The organism is Cellvibrio sp. KY-YJ-3 (assembly GCF_008806955.1).
Classification (GTDB): domain Bacteria; phylum Pseudomonadota; class Gammaproteobacteria; order Pseudomonadales; family Cellvibrionaceae; genus Cellvibrio.
Map to the genome: position 1 here is coordinate 3,794,990 of NZ_CP031727.1, position 15,868 is coordinate 3,810,857.

At 46.9% G+C, this 15,868-nt stretch carries 12 protein-coding genes; 3 read left to right on the top strand and 9 right to left on the bottom strand.

Annotated elements, in window-relative coordinates; all coding sequences use genetic code 11:
* Positions 1–286: 286 nt before the first annotated feature.
* The 6 genes from D0B88_RS16115 to D0B88_RS16140 form a co-directional block, all read right to left on the bottom strand.
* The gene (locus tag D0B88_RS16115; RefSeq protein ID WP_151058420.1) at positions 287–1,843 is read right to left on the bottom strand and encodes a tryptophan halogenase family protein; all 1,557 of its coding nucleotides are present in this window, start codon (positions 1,841–1,843) and stop codon (positions 287–289) included.
* A 158-nt stretch (positions 1,844–2,001) separates the two neighbouring features.
* Positions 2,002–3,483, bottom strand: a complete 1,482-nt coding sequence (locus tag D0B88_RS16120) for a tryptophan halogenase family protein (RefSeq protein ID WP_007643653.1) — start codon at positions 3,481–3,483, stop codon at positions 2,002–2,004.
* A gap of 38 nt (positions 3,484–3,521) precedes the next feature.
* Positions 3,522–4,244: a SapC family protein gene (locus tag D0B88_RS16125; protein WP_007643655.1), complete on the bottom strand. Its 723-nt coding sequence runs from the start codon at positions 4,242–4,244 to the stop codon at positions 3,522–3,524.
* Positions 4,245–4,328: 84 nt separating this feature from the next.
* The gene (locus tag D0B88_RS16130) at positions 4,329–7,343 is read right to left on the bottom strand and encodes a TonB-dependent receptor (RefSeq protein WP_040392693.1); all 3,015 of its coding nucleotides are present in this window, start codon (positions 7,341–7,343) and stop codon (positions 4,329–4,331) included.
* A gap of 387 nt (positions 7,344–7,730) precedes the next feature.
* The gene (gene ung, locus D0B88_RS16135) at positions 7,731–8,414 is read right to left on the bottom strand and encodes a uracil-DNA glycosylase (protein WP_007643659.1); all 684 of its coding nucleotides are present in this window, start codon (positions 8,412–8,414) and stop codon (positions 7,731–7,733) included.
* A 110-nt stretch (positions 8,415–8,524) separates the two neighbouring features.
* The gene (locus D0B88_RS16140; RefSeq protein ID WP_007643661.1) at positions 8,525–9,127 is read right to left on the bottom strand and encodes a peroxiredoxin; all 603 of its coding nucleotides are present in this window, start codon (positions 9,125–9,127) and stop codon (positions 8,525–8,527) included.
* A 395-nt stretch (positions 9,128–9,522) separates the two neighbouring features.
* Here D0B88_RS16140 and D0B88_RS16145 point away from each other — a divergent pair, with 395 nt between their 5' ends.
* Positions 9,523–9,732, top strand: coding sequence for a bacterioferritin-associated ferredoxin (locus tag D0B88_RS16145; RefSeq protein WP_151058422.1), 210 nt, complete (start codon positions 9,523–9,525; stop codon positions 9,730–9,732).
* A 162-nt stretch (positions 9,733–9,894) separates the two neighbouring features.
* On the top strand, positions 9,895–10,371 hold the full coding sequence (gene bfr, locus D0B88_RS16150; RefSeq protein ID WP_151058424.1) for a bacterioferritin: 477 nt from the start codon (positions 9,895–9,897) through the stop codon (positions 10,369–10,371).
* Between the two features lie 104 nt (positions 10,372–10,475).
* On the opposite strand, the gene D0B88_RS16155 is transcribed toward bfr, so the two are convergent.
* The 3 genes from D0B88_RS16155 to D0B88_RS16165 all read right to left on the bottom strand — a co-directional run bounded on the left by D0B88_RS16155 (position 10,476) and on the right by D0B88_RS16165 (position 14,540).
* On the bottom strand, positions 10,476–11,312 hold the full coding sequence (locus tag D0B88_RS16155; protein WP_191966456.1) for a general secretion pathway protein GspB: 837 nt from the start codon (positions 11,310–11,312) through the stop codon (positions 10,476–10,478).
* 4 nt (positions 11,313–11,316) lie between these two features.
* On the bottom strand, positions 11,317–13,008 hold the full coding sequence (locus D0B88_RS16160) for an ExeA family protein (RefSeq protein WP_151058428.1): 1,692 nt from the start codon (positions 13,006–13,008) through the stop codon (positions 11,317–11,319).
* 128 nt (positions 13,009–13,136) lie between these two features.
* A complete protein-coding gene (locus D0B88_RS16165; RefSeq protein ID WP_151058430.1) occupies positions 13,137–14,540 on the bottom strand; it encodes an MBL fold metallo-hydrolase RNA specificity domain-containing protein in 1,404 nt (467 codons plus the stop codon).
* A gap of 209 nt (positions 14,541–14,749) precedes the next feature.
* Here D0B88_RS16165 and D0B88_RS16170 point away from each other — a divergent pair, with 209 nt between their 5' ends.
* Positions 14,750–15,679 (top strand): family 16 glycosylhydrolase, encoded by a 930-nt coding sequence (locus D0B88_RS16170; RefSeq protein WP_007643669.1) that lies wholly within the window; start codon positions 14,750–14,752, stop codon positions 15,677–15,679.
* Positions 15,680–15,868 lie beyond the last annotated feature (189 nt).

A 15,868-nucleotide genomic window follows, 5' to 3' on the forward strand; every position in this document is an offset into this window, starting at 1 on the left:
CGATGCATCAACCAGACATCGACGGTGAGAGAACCTAAATGCTCGAAACCAACAGCGCAGCTCCTTCGCCAACCAAGCATTTCAATTAACTGGCTCTACTTTATGGGCAAATGACAGCGCTGTCAACAATAATTTAACTGCATCACGTGAATCAACCCACAAGTTCAGCATTGTTCACAGAAAGTAGCGTTGAGGAATAAGGAGGGAGCAAGCAAATCAGTAGCCATAGACTACTGATTTGCCAATACTTGATTCAGAGGGAACAAACCAGAGAAAAATAAAACAACTAAATCAATGGCATTCCATGCTTCATGACATGGTCTATCAGTGCGCGGTTAGAGGGCAAGCCAGACAAATACTTGCGGGTCTTCTCCACCGTCTCACGAATACGCGCTGTCGCCATAGGTAAATTATCAGAAGTACGCGGCAACCTGGATGCATCCATGCTAAAGCCCATACCATAGAGCACGTATTGATAACTGGCGGACGGAAAAATCTCCTCTACCTGAATAAAATCGCTGCGATGTGGTGGGCGATGTTTCCACAGCAATAATAATTCGCGTAGATGCTCAGGCAGCGCCTCTGGCGCTGACATATCGCGCCAATAATCGGAGTCGTTCCGCTCAGTCAGCGCATAATGCAATTTTAAAAAATCAATAATGCGATCCCAGCGGTAACTAAACACTTCATTGAAACGTTTCGCCACAATTTTCATTGCAACTTTATCTGCGGGAAACTCTTCGCAAATCATATTCATCGATAACTCAACCAAAGCTAACGCTGACGCCTCCAGTGGCTCGATGAATCCGGCAGACATGCCAACAGCAACACAATTCCTATGCCAAAACTCTTGCCTATGCCCCGCCCTGATCGATAGTTTTTTGCTGCTTAAAGAATTCGCTACGGATTGCCCAACACTTTTGGCGATATGAGCACGCAACTCCATTTCTGCTTTTTCTTCAGAGAGATAACTGCTGGAAAATACATAACCCACACCACGACGCGAAGACAAGCCTATATCCCAAGTCCAGCCAGCAGACTGAGCCGTGGCAACAGTACAAGATTCAATTGGGCTGGACTGCTCGGGATAAGGCACTTGCATTGCAAGCGCAGTGTCGTTTAATGACAAGTGCTTTTTATCTACAAAAGGCACACCAAAGTGCTGCCCCAGCAATAGACAACTTAGACCGGAACAATCGACAAAAAGATCACCGTAAATTACACCTGATGCCTTGGTATCAACCCCGGCAATATCGCCGCTATCGTCGGCAACAACTTGAGTCACATGATCCAGAATATGAATGACCCCCAGTGCTGTTGTGCAATGCCGCTGCAATAATGCAGCAAATTTCCCGGCATCGAGGTGATACCCGTAATTAAGCACGCCGGCATATTCCGGTGTTGTTATTTGTTTTGGCGCGCAGCCCTGCTCCGCCACGACAAATTGCGATGAAACAACTTCAGCAAAGGGGCGATCCGCAAATTGCGCTTGCCACGCAGCAGCTAAATTACATTCAGCATAACCATGCGGAATACTGAACGGATGATGGTAAATATCGTCAGCCGCCCCCGTTTTCCAACCGACAAATTTTGACCCTTGTTTAAAAGACGCAAAACACTCACGAATCAAATCTGTTTCGGAAATACCAATCTTGCGCAGGGTCGCCCGCATGGATGGCCAAGTACCTTCACCAACCCCAATCGTATTCACATCAGGCGACTCAATCAGGGTAATACTGACCCCCGCCTCATTGTGCCTGAACTCTGCCGCTAACAACCCCGCCGCCAGCCAACCAGCAGTACCGCCACCAACAATGATTATTTTTTTTATGGATTCGCTCATAGTGATTTTCTTTTAGTAATGATCTATTAAACACGGCTATCGGTTCCTATCCTAGTTACCGCACGATTCAGCGCGAAAACCAAAACAGCACCGCTTGATGGGTGCCGAGTATATTACTTGGCTTAATAGCAAGTCGATCATGTTTAACTGACATCAAATCACTTTTCCATAGCGCAGTACTGGGCAATAAATTGCTCATGGCTTGGCAACAACGCGAGATTCCTTGATATGTGATCACGAAATCCAGTCATATACTGGCTAAACTCAGTATTTGACATATTATCTACAATAGGCTGGTAATTGGCAGGCGCAAAACCCTGACCAATCAAGACCTGTGTCCAACCATTGGTTCTGAATAATTCATCTCCCCCCAGAAATACCATGCCGCTTTGGGTGAACATATCCATACGATGACGCAAGGTATCTGGTATTTGCATGGTTCGTACGTAATTCCAGAACTCCGTATCACTACGACGTGTTGCGTGATAATGAAGGATAATAAAGTCGCGAATACTTTCAGCCTCCTCCTTAGATTGGCGGTTATATTCATCTACCAACACTGGCTGAACACCGCGCAGAGGAAATAAGCGCAAAAAGCGAATCAAGCCAGAAGTTACCATGTGAATACTGGTCGACTCCAAAGGCTCAAGAAAACCCGATGCCAGCCCCAATGCTATACAGTTTTTATTCCAACCGAACTTACGCCGCCCAGTGGTAAATTGTATTAGGCGCGGGTTATTTAACATCGTACCTTCGACATTATTGGTTAATGTTTTTTCCGCCCAGGTTTGATCCGTAAATTGACTGGAATAAACGAGGCCATTACCCGTGCGATTTTGTAGCGGGATTCGCCACTGCCAACCAAATTCACGCGCAGTAGAAGTCGTGTAAGGAGTGGCAGGTTTCACCTTGGCTGTTTGTACTGCCAGTGCGGAATCGCAAGGTAACCAATGCTGCCAATTCTCATAACCGGTTTGTAATGCTTGCTCAATCAGCAAACCGCGAAAACCACTACAATCAATAAAAAAATCTGCCTCAATCTTCATGCCGCCATGAAGATGTAAACACTCAATAAAACCAGTATCAGGGTTTAGTTCGACATGCTCGATTTTTCCCTCGTGACGAACCACTCCCAACCCTTCGCTAAACTGACGTAAAAATTTTGCGTAAAGTCCAGCATCAAAATGAAAGGCATAGTTCAGTGCAGGGCTTTCGCTAATCCCAAATCGCTCTGCCCGTGCGGCTTCATGCTCAAGACAATAGGCACCAAAAGGAATATCCAACCCTAATGCTTTTGCACGCGCCCAAAAATGCTGAAATTCTCCAGCCCAAAAAATACGACCAACTTGACCAAATGCATGAATGTAATCCTCACCAATTTCCCCCCAATTCTTAAAATTTATTCCCAACTTAAATGTTGCATGGGTGGCTCGCATCATGTCCGCTTCATTAATACCGATTAATTTATGAAACGCCAGCATAGTGGGTATTGTTGCTTCGCCAACGCCGACCACACCAATCTCTTCGGATTCGACCAACGTTACATTTACTTTTCCCTGATATATCTTTCCAATCGCCGCCGCAGCCAACCACCCTGCCGTTCCACCACCAACAATTACAAGATTTTTAACCAGCCGCATGCTCAGCCCTCCTATCTTTATAGACTTGGAAAATCATCTTAGTCGCGTGAAAGTTGAGTATTTTTAAGATCTACCAACGATTGGATATTAGTAAATGATCCGATGATTAAATAGGCATATCGCAATAAGCCAGTGCGATGCAAATTGGCAACCTCTGCATCAGGCAGTGATAATAAACGTGCCTTATTAATGGTTGCATAACTGCTATTTTTATACTTTTTCCCATTTGAAAAATCGATTTCAATCGTGACTTTCTCAATTAAATCCAACCTTTCAAATTCTGCCATCATCCACTCCGCCTCAGCTACACCTTCGTGTAGAACGGATAAAACGTTGGTCATCCTTTCCAAAAAAGGTGAATTTCCCCCATGAGGTAAAAAAAGTAACTCTCCTTGCTGCTCAAAAGAAACACGCGGGCTATCCAAATCAATATTAACAACAGCCTCAACATTACCATTGGTGTGCTCTTGCATCCCGATTACAAAAGGCTCTCGCTCGATCACCGCGGGAACATAGGGAACACGCCACGAATCTCCAGTCAAAAACAGATTTTCATTCGCATCAAAACCAAATAATGCAATTGTCAGCCAGCGATCACTCTCCATTTGCTGAAATAGAATGGGGTAGTATTTTTGGACTTCGTTAAATTCACTCGGATATACCGCGCAGCCGGCAACTGCATCGCCAAACTCTGATCCACGCTGTGTAATAACACGTAGGTTTTTGTGGGCAATATTATTAAGCACTTCATATTTCGCCATTTATTTTTCCTTCTCAAAACTTACAAAAAAACAAAGCCGCTGTCTCCAGCGGCTTTGTTTATTGGTTGCCAATAACGCTATAACTTAAAAAGTATAACGCAAGCCAACCTGGTAACGAGCCCCCAAATCTTCCAGGGATAACAACTGAGCCTTTGAGCGACCATGAGTTCGATAGTTTTCACCAGTTACGTTGATACCTTCAGCTGTGACGCTCAAGTTATCATTGATTTCGTAACCAATAGAGACATCGATTTGTGCATAGTCCTCAACATATTCAGGTTGATTGCCGCCGCCTGCAGTCCGACTTTCAAGGAAGCTGTCACGCCAGTTGTAAGCAACGCGTACTTGCCATGCATCGCGATCGAAGAAACCAACGAAGTTAGCAGTATCTGACAAGCCTGTCATAGCAAACTGACCTTCGGTAGTCAGGTTATCAAACTCCACATCCGCATCAACCATAGTGTAGTTTGCTTGTACCCCAAAACCTGAATCACCAAACCAGTGTTGTACTGCGAATTCAAGACCATCAATCACTGTAGCCTTGTCATTAACAGGTTTGTTGACTTTCCACATCAGTAGCGGATCATCTCCATCAGCGCGAACCCAACGTCCATTGTCAGAAATAAAGGCCGAATCAGAATTTTCCAACACATAAGTGTGCAATGCTAATTCGTTAGCTTGTGGTATTCCGCTACCTACAGCCAATTGACCTAAACGCACGTCACGCAATCCGTAAGCAGACTCTTCAACAATTTGCGTACCAATGAAGTTATCAACGTCCTTGCGGAAATAACCCAAGGATACATAACTATCCTCGGTATAATACCATTCAGCAGAAACATCGGTATTAAAGGACTCCATTGGCTTCAAGTTTGGCACACCAGCGTTCGCAGTGCGGTTATACAAATCGTTCAAACCAACATCTGGACGCAAATCAACATAACTTGGACGACCAATAGTTTCGCTTAAAGAAAGACGCAATTTCAACGAATCAGTTGGGCTAATATCGAAGTCAATATTTGGCAACAAATAGTCATAAGAGCCTGAACCGGTTTGTAATGTTTTTTCACTTTCATAACGTACAGACCAGTCGTTGTCACCTTCCCACCAAAGTATTTCAGGCTCATTTACCAATGAGCGAGAGCTTACGTCGGTTTCTTCGTAGCGAACACCAACAAGTACATTTGATTCCATGCCGCCAAGTTCAAAATTAGAGTTAAATTGAACGTAAGCTGATTTAGATTCTTCTTCAATAGTACGATTAGTGGTGTAAATATTGTTCCATTGGATTTTGCCATTTACGAAATCATAGAAATCCGCTGGATAGGCTCCACTTGCATTAATTGCTTCGGCAGTTTCTATAATTTTTGGCAAATTAGCATCAACACCGATAAAAAATAATGGGTCATTGGTGGTTGAACCGTAATCGGGGAAGTCTTTACCAAAATCGCGCAACTCAAAATACTGGTCAGGATATGCAGCTGGATCTATACCATCCCAGTTACCAACACCTTGACGGTTATCACCTGACGCAAGACTTTCATTTGAGTCCTTACGCTGCTCAATACCAAATCTAAGTGCTGCATTTTCAAAGAAGCCGGAACCATTAAATTGAAATTCACCAGACAATTGCGTCTGTTCAATTTCAGTGCGGTTGCGCGAGCGTGGGTTATTGGTCATAGCGCCGCTAACATCGCCACCATCAAGTACGCCATTACAGTTACCACTACGGTATGGATCTCGCGGGGCGCGATTACGTAAAATACAATCATCAAAAGTCACACTCATCAAAGGCATGCTTTTGGACCAATCAACGTATTCACCAGTAACAACGTTGGCATTCATGCCAACATCAACACCATCACTAGCATTTTTTGCGCTAGAGCTGTGATGATCAAGTGCCAATGAGAATTGATCATTCACTTCAAATGCAAGATTGAGACCGACTGAATTATTATCGGTGTAAGATTCAACATGAGCACCAGCGAAGGACACATCTTTCAAGCGACTAACGCCGTTAGTAAGATAGGACTCACGGTAAATAACCGGAGTGCGAACAGCGCCATTGTCGAAGGTTAATTCTGAAATTGCATCGACATTAAACCAAACTGATTGTTGTGAGCGATCTGAAGTACGATCCAAACCGGAGTATGTGTAATCCAGAGTCGCAGTCAAACGCTCAGTTGGTTTGAATTGAAATACTGCTTGAGCATTGGTGCGCTCGCGCTCATTGTCTTGGACTTCATAACGCAAATCGGTTGGCAAGGCGTACAAATCGCCGTGATTTGGAGCATTATTGATTACTACACCATCTTTGAAGCGTTCCACTGAGCGCTTGGTAAGATCTGGATTAGTTGAATCCCAAGTATTAATGTTTGCCCAGTTGTTTACAAAGTTGTTCGCGTTTGAATTGTCCCGGCGCTGATAAGAACCGGTAATAGCAACACCAAAGGTATCGTCATCGTTAACCCAGGAATACAACCCTGAAATTTCTGGTGTAATTTCATCACCTACACCCGAGCGCACAGTTTCATCTTGCGTTGCTTTCACGCCAATACTAGCGCGACTACCTGCTTCCAGCGGGCGAAGTGTTTTGATATTGATGGTGGCGCCAAGCCCACCTGTAGCTATATCCGCGCGGCCGGTTTTGTAAACCTCAACACCGAATACTGATTCTGATGCAAGATTGGCAAAATCATAGGCACGAGTTGATGAGTCGCCAGTATTGTTATTAGCAACTGCAGGCATTACGCGACCATTTAAGGTCACCATGTTCAACTCAGCACCAATACCACGAGCAGTTACTTGCGAGCCCTCACCATCAGAGCGATTGATGGATAAACCAGTGATACGCTGCAAAGACTCTGCGAGGTTTGTATCGGGCATTTTACCGATATCTTCTGCAGAAATTGCATCCACAACACCCACTGCATTGCGCTTGGTATCCATCGACTGCATTACCGATGCACGAATACCAGTAACCATCACCTCTTCGAGTTGACTGTCCTGTTGCGCCAACGCCATTCCGCTTACCCCAGCCGCCACTGAAGCAACTGCTGTGGTTAAAAGTTTCTTCTTAAAGCTTATTGTTTTGTACATGGAGCCCTCTCCTTTATTATCGTCGGGATTATATTTCCGGTACTGCTATGCCTGAAGCACGGCCCAAAAAAAGGCAACGCCTCAAGCATTTTCGCTCCAAACCCTGCAAGCGAATTCGCTCTCGCCTATCGCTGTCGTTATTAAAACGATTGCATGACTTTAGCCGAGATAATTAAACATAAACGTTAGAGTCGATATCTTTTTCTTGCCAAACACTCAGAATGAAAAGTCAGGTGCCACTGATTTATTTTTTTGTTAACTGGAGCCAAAATTACCCCCATGTGACAGCGCTGTCAATCGATTAAAAATTAACTTTACACATATTATTTAACGAGACATGCAGAACACCTTATTGTCAAAAAGACACAAATAAGGAGTTTTCAGCTACTACAACTGCCAATCAATAGGAGATTTTCCTTGGGAGTGTAAGTAGTGATTTGCTTGGGAAAAATGTCCGCAGCCGATGAAACCGCGGTGTGCAGATAAGGGAGATGGGTGTGGTGCCTTGAGTACTAAATGCTTTTGTGGGTCAATAAAGGCAGCTTTTTTCTGGGCGTAACTTCCCCATAAGAGGAAAACAACACCAGCACATTGCTGATTTACCAGCTGAATCGCCTTGTCAGTAAATTGTTCCCAGCCCCGCCCTTGATGCGAACCGGCGGCAGCCTGTTGGACAGTCAATGTGGCATTGAGCATGAGCACACCTTGATTAGCCCATGCTTGTAAACATCCATGTCCTGGATGCTTAAAACCTATATCGCGCTGCAGCTCCTTAAACATATTTTGCAACGACGGCGGCACTTGAACACCCTGTTGCACCGAGAAGCATAGGCCATGAGCTTGATTGGGGCCGTGATAAGGATCTTGCCCAAGGATTACAACTTTGACCTGATCTAACGGCGTACTGTTGAATGCATTGAAAATATTCCTGGACTCCGGATAAATAACTTTACCCAGTTGCTTTTCCGCCAGCAGAAAGGCTTTTAACTGCTGCATGTAAGGCTGCTCAAACTCTGGCGCCAAATGAAGTAACCAGCTGGGATGAATATCTATCTTTTTAGCAGTCGCCATGATTTAACAGCCTCAGAATACTTACAAAAACACACAAGCAGAACTTTCAGGCAATAAAAAGCCCGACACCAGGCCGGGCTTTTTACAAGACTTACTGTGAAAAGTAAAACTTAGAGCTTGTCGCCGTGCTCAGCCAGATATTTAGCAACACCTGCTGGCGATGCGTCCATACCTGCGTCACCTTCTTTCCAGCCCGCAGGGCATACTTCGCCGTGTTGCTCATGGAAAATCAATGCATCAACAGTGCGAATGGTATCGTCAATGTTACGGCCAATTGGCAAGTCGTTAACGATTTGAGAGCGTACTACACCCGCTTCGTCGATGATGAAAGTACCACGGAAAGCTACACCATCAGCAGACTCTACATCGAATGCTTTAGCAATTGAGTGCGTAATGTCAGCAACCAGAGTGTAACGAACTGGACCAATACCACCTTCGTTTACTGGAGTATTACGCCATGCGTTGTGGGTGAATTGTGAATCGATAGAAACACCAATCACTTCTACATTGCGCTTTTTGAACTCTTCTACGCGGTGATCAAATGCCAACAGCTCTGATGGACATACAAAGGTGAAGTCCAATGGATAGAAAAATACAACAGCTTTTTTGCCTTTGGTGGCTTCAGCAAAGTTGTAACCGTCTACGATTTCACCATTTGCCAATACGGCTGATGCGGTGAAGTCAGGTGCTTTTTTACCAACTAATACGCCCATGTTTAATCTCCTGATAGTTAAGACTGAGGGTTGAGGTTCAAAAATAAGGACAACAGCAATCGGATACCAAATCTATTCACTGAATGTGATGATTGGATGGTCAGTTATTGATTGCCTATTCTTCGTCGATAGTGCGTGGCTATCATACACAGGCCTAGCCCTATGTCCCATTGATTTTCTATATGACAATTCCAAAACTAAGACTATTGGCCAACAACTGGCACCAAAATATGTAAACAAGTTATAAGAAATAATAGCAATGCATTCCAAATAAGAATTTATCTCACAACTTGTTGACATAACTTCTCATTAGACTTAGAGTTTCATTCGTAATCATATTGAAGCCGCCTCTGCGACTTTGAGATCATTTCCTGAACAATCTGTGGAACTGTGCTATGTACGTTTGTGTATGCAAAGGCATAACTGATAGACAAATCAAAGCCGCTATTGATGATGGCGCCAATTCCTTGGGGCAGCTGCGCAAAGCATTGGGTGTTGCTAGCCAATGCGGTAAATGTTCAGTAATGACGCGCGAAATTCTGAATGAAGCGGTCAACGATACCCCTATGATCAACGGCTTACCGCAATTCTACGCCCTAGCCTAACTCCTGCTGCACCGAATCAAGCACTAAAAAGAATCTAAATCATTTCGATTTTTAGTGCTTTTTCCTTCTCCATCAAATACTTAGATAAAATCCTCCGCTTGACACTGAGCCGTTCGGCGACCAGACTCTCCTTTTGTTATTTGACGCATTAAGGAGAACTCCATGAAAGGCGATCCACAAGTCATCGCAGTATTGAACAAGGTTCTGGGCAACGAGCTGGTTGCGATTAATCAATACTTCTTGCACGCACGCATGTACAAAGACTGGGGCTTAAAAGAGCTGGCCGATCACGAATATCACGAATCTATTGATGAAATGAAACACGCGGATGCATTGGTCGAGCGTATTCTGTTTTTAGAAGGGCTTCCCAACTTGCAAGACCTGGGTAAATTGCACATTGGTGAAGATACGCCGGAAATGCTCAAGTCTGACTTAAAACTCGAATTGAAAGCGATTCCTGACCTGCGCGACGGCATCATCATCTGCGAAGGTGTGCGTGATTTTGTAAGCCGCGACCTGTTAAAAAGTATCCTCGAATCCGAGGAAGAGCATGTTGATTGGCTGGAGACCCAGCTGTCATTGATTGATACTGTCGGTCTGCAGAATTATCTGCAGTCCAAAATGGGCTCAACCACTTGATTCTGAATAGCTGCCTGGAAAGGTATTAAAAGATAGTAAAAAGGAGCCTGCTGGCTCCTTTTTACTGTTGTGCTCGCGAGGGTTAAACCCACCCATTCCCTAATCTACATATTGATCCAACCATTTAATGCCCGCAATTTGAATACCCGGTCACCATGTTTTAGTACTACACCATCGACCAAAATATCCTGCACCACAAATTGACCGGTAGCGACTATATTGCCCACACCCAAGGTCTGCCCGTTGATAACCACGCTGCTAATGCCACCGGCCAGATAATCATGACGCTGGTAGCTGATGGTCGGCATCTTCTGTTTGGTATTCCAGGGCAGCTCGTTAAAGTCCTGGACATGAGTCATGGAGTCAAAGGTGCGCGCAGGCTCACGCACAACCTCTGCAGGTGGCAACGCCGCTTGGGCCACTGAAGGACTAGCAAAAGGATCTACTACCGATTCCGAACCCGTCGCTTCTTCAGGGGCATAGAGTTGACTTACATCAGCCTCCATTGTTGGTTCTGGCGCAGCATCTTCCGCATAGAGATCTTTTATATCAGTCGCAGCAACTCCACTGCTATCCGGCCGGACAGCAACAGCACTCGCCAAGCTGGCGGCAGATTGAGAGGGCAACGGTTGCTGCGGTTGGACTGGAGTCACTACCGCCGGTGTTACAGGTTGACTAACCGGAGGTTGCACCTTGGCGGGCGCGGGCTGAACGGGCGAAATAGCAGTTGCTGTCGGCGAGGTATTGGTTGTTTGCCAGCGCCAGATAATGACCGCCACTAGTACAATAATTAGCGCAGCCGCAACCCACCAATACCATGCACGGGAAGACTGCTCCGGTTCCAGCGCCAATGGCCGATGTTGGGTATTCAAATCCGGTACCGGTGTTTGATTTTTACGCTCGGTATCGGCGCGATTGAGGGCATCCAAAATTAACGACATAGAACTACAGCCCTTGTGCTTCTGAGCCCTGCACATTTAAAAGCGCAGGTATTTTTTGTTCATCCAACTGGACCAGTGGTTTATCCACCCCCAGCACTTCATTGAGGCGACGCAAGGTTTGAGCGCCTATAACACCATCCGGCAGAATGTTTTGCGTGCGCTGAAAAAGCTCTACCCGTTTTTTAAGTTTTTCAGTGTAAAACTGGCGCGTCAGGGGTGCAGGTTGCTGATCAAGCTGGGCAAACTGTTCTGCCACCCAAGTGACCAAATCGTTTTTATCGCCCAGCTGCAAACTTTTTTCGAACCCTTGCGGGCGCGACCAGACATAATAAAAGTCGCCCGTCCACAGTGGCGCTATATCGCGCCAAGGGATAATCCGCTCCACCCCATTTTCGATAATAAGCACATAGTTTTCACTCAACCCGGCCAACAACAGATAAACCCACTTTTTATCGCTGGTCGCCAAGGTCATCAAACCTGGGCGATTGATATCCTTTAATTCATCCCAGGAAGCGAGGCGCACTTTTTCGCAACTGTAGTTCACCGCAACCGACGCAAGGCACGGGTTGGTGCTATCGCCTACTGCAAGGGAAAGATGATCAAACAGTACCAATTGCGCCGCTACTAAATCCCTTGTCGCCATCGCAATCAGTGGTGATTGTTCGTTCACGACACTGGCTGACGCTGCACTACTTGAACTTGCGAATAATGAAGAGGATTGCGTTGACCCATTTACCGCTCCCGCATTGGCCAAAGGTGCAGAGCCGGTTGAGAGCTCATCCGGCAACAAAAACCATACTGCCACCATCACCGCTGCAACAACTGCAACCAATAAGGCATGCCAGGAGGTGCGGGCAGCAGCAACTTTCTCCTCCTGGTGGGTAGCCGTACCCGCGACTTCTTTGGCGGCAGAAGCAAAAATCTGTTTATCGATGTTGTGCTGATTTTGCGCATAGGCGCCAAGCAATAAACGCTCGCAGAGCACGTTGATTAAGCGTGGAATGCCACCGCTAAACTCGTGAATTTTTTTAATGATGGCATCGCTAAACGGGCGCTGATGATCGGGTAAACCAGCAACTTTCAGGCGGTGATGGATGTATGCTTTGGTTTCAGCCGGCGTAAGTGCTTCCAGATGAAAGCGGGCGGTAATACGCTGGGATAATTGCCGCAATGCAGGGCGCGCTAATAGTTTTTTCAGCTCAGGCTGCCCCACCAGCATAATTTGCAGCAGCTTTTCAGTGGTAGTTTCAAGGTTGGTAAGCAGGCGAATCTGCTCTAGCACCGGAACTTTTAACAGCTGCGCCTCATCTATCAGCAATACGGTTTTACGACCTTTGCGATGATTATCCAGCAGGAACTCATTGAGCGCGTCAGTCAGGTTTTTAACCGTTAACTCGTCGCTGATGTAACTCACCCCCAGCTCATCACAAATTGTGCAGAGCAGCTCGGGCGCATTGGCCGTGGGGTTAAGGATAATCGCGATATCGGTATTTTCCGGCAGCTGCTCCAGCAGACAGCGAATAATCGTAGTTTTACCCGTGCCCACCTCGCCGGTGAGCATTACAAAACCACCGTTTTGGATGCCGTATAACAGGTGCGCCAACGCTTCCCGATGCTGATCGCTCATAAAGAGATAGCGCGGGTTAACGGCGATAGAAAAAGCTGGCTCTTTTAGCCCAAAAAATTCGTGATACATAGACGCAGCGGGACACAGTTATTATGAATGGCTAGGCAGGCCGGAATCATAACAGGCCGTGTCGGATACAGGCAGCCTCTTATTAGGTTGACGCACGCAAGCAACACCAGAATTGCCTAACACCGATCTCAAAAATGCACCCCCGCACCACGAGTAGCAACTACCGCTTCAATTTGATGCTGACTCCACAGGGCTTTGGCCAAAGCTTGCAGAGCATCCGGCTCGCCGTGTACTAAATAAAAGCGCGGGCTATCCACAAAACCGACGGCCCAATCCAGCAATTGCTGCTGCCCGGCATGGGCGGAAAAACCGCCCAAGGTGTGAACTTTGGCGCGCACCATAATCTCCTGGCCAAAGAGTTTTATCTTCTTCACCCCATTTACCAGAATGCGCCCCAATGTGCCTTGGGCTTGGAAGCCCACAAACACTAGATGAGTGTTTTTCTGCCAGAGGCGATGTTTGAAGTGATGGCGAATACGCCCGCCGGTACACATTCCGCTGCCCGCAATAATGATCGCCCCCGCTTTGACATGATTGAGCGCCATGGATTCCTCCACACTGGCAGTAATAGTCAGACAAGGCAGAAACTCACTCAATGTGCGGCTGCGATACTCACTCATCACGGCGCGATCTTTGGCGTGCCAGTCATGGCGCATCTGCTCATAGACCTCAGTCACCGCGCCGCCCATGGGGCTATCCAGATAAACCCGCCAACCCTGCAACTTCCCTTGGTGATACATCACCCCTAACTGGAATAGCAGTTCCTGGGTGCGGCCGATAGCAAATGCAGGAATCAAAATATTGCCGTTATCTGCCGAAGCTGCCGCCAGCACCTCCTCAAATTCAGCGATAGTGTCATCAAATGAGCGATGGTTACGGTCGCCATAAGTGCCCTCCATCAACACTACGTCGGCATGACGCAGTTGCGTGGGCTCAGGCATTAAGGAGGTGTCGGGATTACCCAAATCGCCGGAAAAAACCAGTGTTTTAGTGCTTTCTCCCGCCCCCAAATGCAACTCAACAATCGCGGAACCAAGGATATGTCCTGCATCGTGAAACACCAGATTCACGTCAGCCCCGATTGCCTGAAGCACACCATAGGTGGAGGGTTCACAGAGAGCGAGGGCACGCTCCACATCCAAATCATCATATTCCGGCCGCAGCAATTCCTTGCCGGCACGTTCACGGCGCAGGTTTTCGTAATCCAGATCGCGCAGATATAAACTCAGGGCATCTTTTAGCAAGATGGGCAATAAGCGTGCGGTGCCCTCGGTGCAGTGAATACTGCCGCGAAAGCCACCGCGCACTAATCGCGGCAAGCGGCCACTATGATCCAAATGCACATGGGACAAAATTACTGCATCAATAGCTGCCGGATCAAAGCTGAATGCCTGCTCTTCGCTGCCCTCTCCTTGCAGAATTCCACAATCAAGCAGGTAGCGTTTGCCGGCCGTTTCCAACAAATGACAGGAGCCGGTGACTTCCTGAGCCGCCCCCAAAAAAATGAGTTGATGCGCTTTGGCGTTATTCATACCGACTCCTTTATTGTTTTGACTTTTGTGTGCTCTCTATGGAGCTTAGCAGCTAAAGCGCCGCGCCGACTTGTCAGCTGGCGTTCCATTTTTCTGCACCTATCCCATGTTTAAAAGCCGCCTCAAACTGGCACACATTTCACCTTATGCTGTGCAACTATAGGTGGGTAGTTACTGCTGTCGGGACAATAAAGAGACCAGAGGAATTTATGATAAAAACCCTAACCACCAAACACCTCCCAATACTGCCAGCTGGTTTGGTATTACTAGCGAGCTATCACGCACAGAGTGAGAATGCGTTAATCGCCTACCCCGGTTACACCGGCGAATATCCAGGTTACACCCTGAAAGTCGATGAGCGTTTTGATCGTCTGGATAACATGCTATGGCGAGTAGGCGACGGCGCGGTGGGTCATGAGTCGGCGTGCCGTTTTACGCCACAAGGTGCGCAAGTAGAAAAGGGCTTACTGCATTTAATCGTCAACCAGGAAAAAGTACCCGCCAGCTGGTCAGAGGATCATCAACAGGAAAAGCGACCCTATGAGTATTCCTGCGGCGAATTGCGTACCGCACCCACTAAAACCATCAAATACGGGCGTTTTGAAACACGTATGAAAGCCCCTGCTCGTAGCGCTGCCAGCGGTTATATCTCTTCTTTGTTCACCTATACCAATAGCGGTTCACCGCGCGAGTGGGAGGAGATTGATGTGGAGCTGGAAGGCGGCCGCCCTGACAAGTTCCAAGCCAATTTGATTTATGGTTTGGATACCCCCAATTGGGTTGCTACCCGCGAATGGGGTGCATGGGAAGATAAAATTGAAGTAGGCCCGGTTGATGACTGGCGGGTATTTGCCATCGAGTGGGCACCCACTTTTATCAAATGGTATGTAGACGGCAAACTGGTCAAAACACTCGATCAGAGCCAGCTGGACTGCAAACCCGAATGTGCGCCCGGGCAGAAAAAGCCAACACCGATTCCCGATAACCTGACATCACTCATGATGAACTTCTGGATCCCCAACGATGAGATTCAGGATGTATTTGGCGGCAACAAAAAGCACAACACCTACCCCATGGTGACTCAATACGACTGGATCAGAATCTACCAGTTGGATTCAGCACCACTCGCGAATTATTGATGGCGGTTTTTTATCTCCCGCCAAACGCATCTGCTCGACCACCCATTCCCCTCCAGCCGACTGCTCCAAGGTCGGCTTTTTTACGTATAAGTGCTGGCTTCTGGTGCAAAGCGCGGCAGGTTAGATTGCCCGCCAAGCCCCAAATTGATACCATTGCGGCCTTTTTAAGCAGGGGCCCTTTTTTTACAG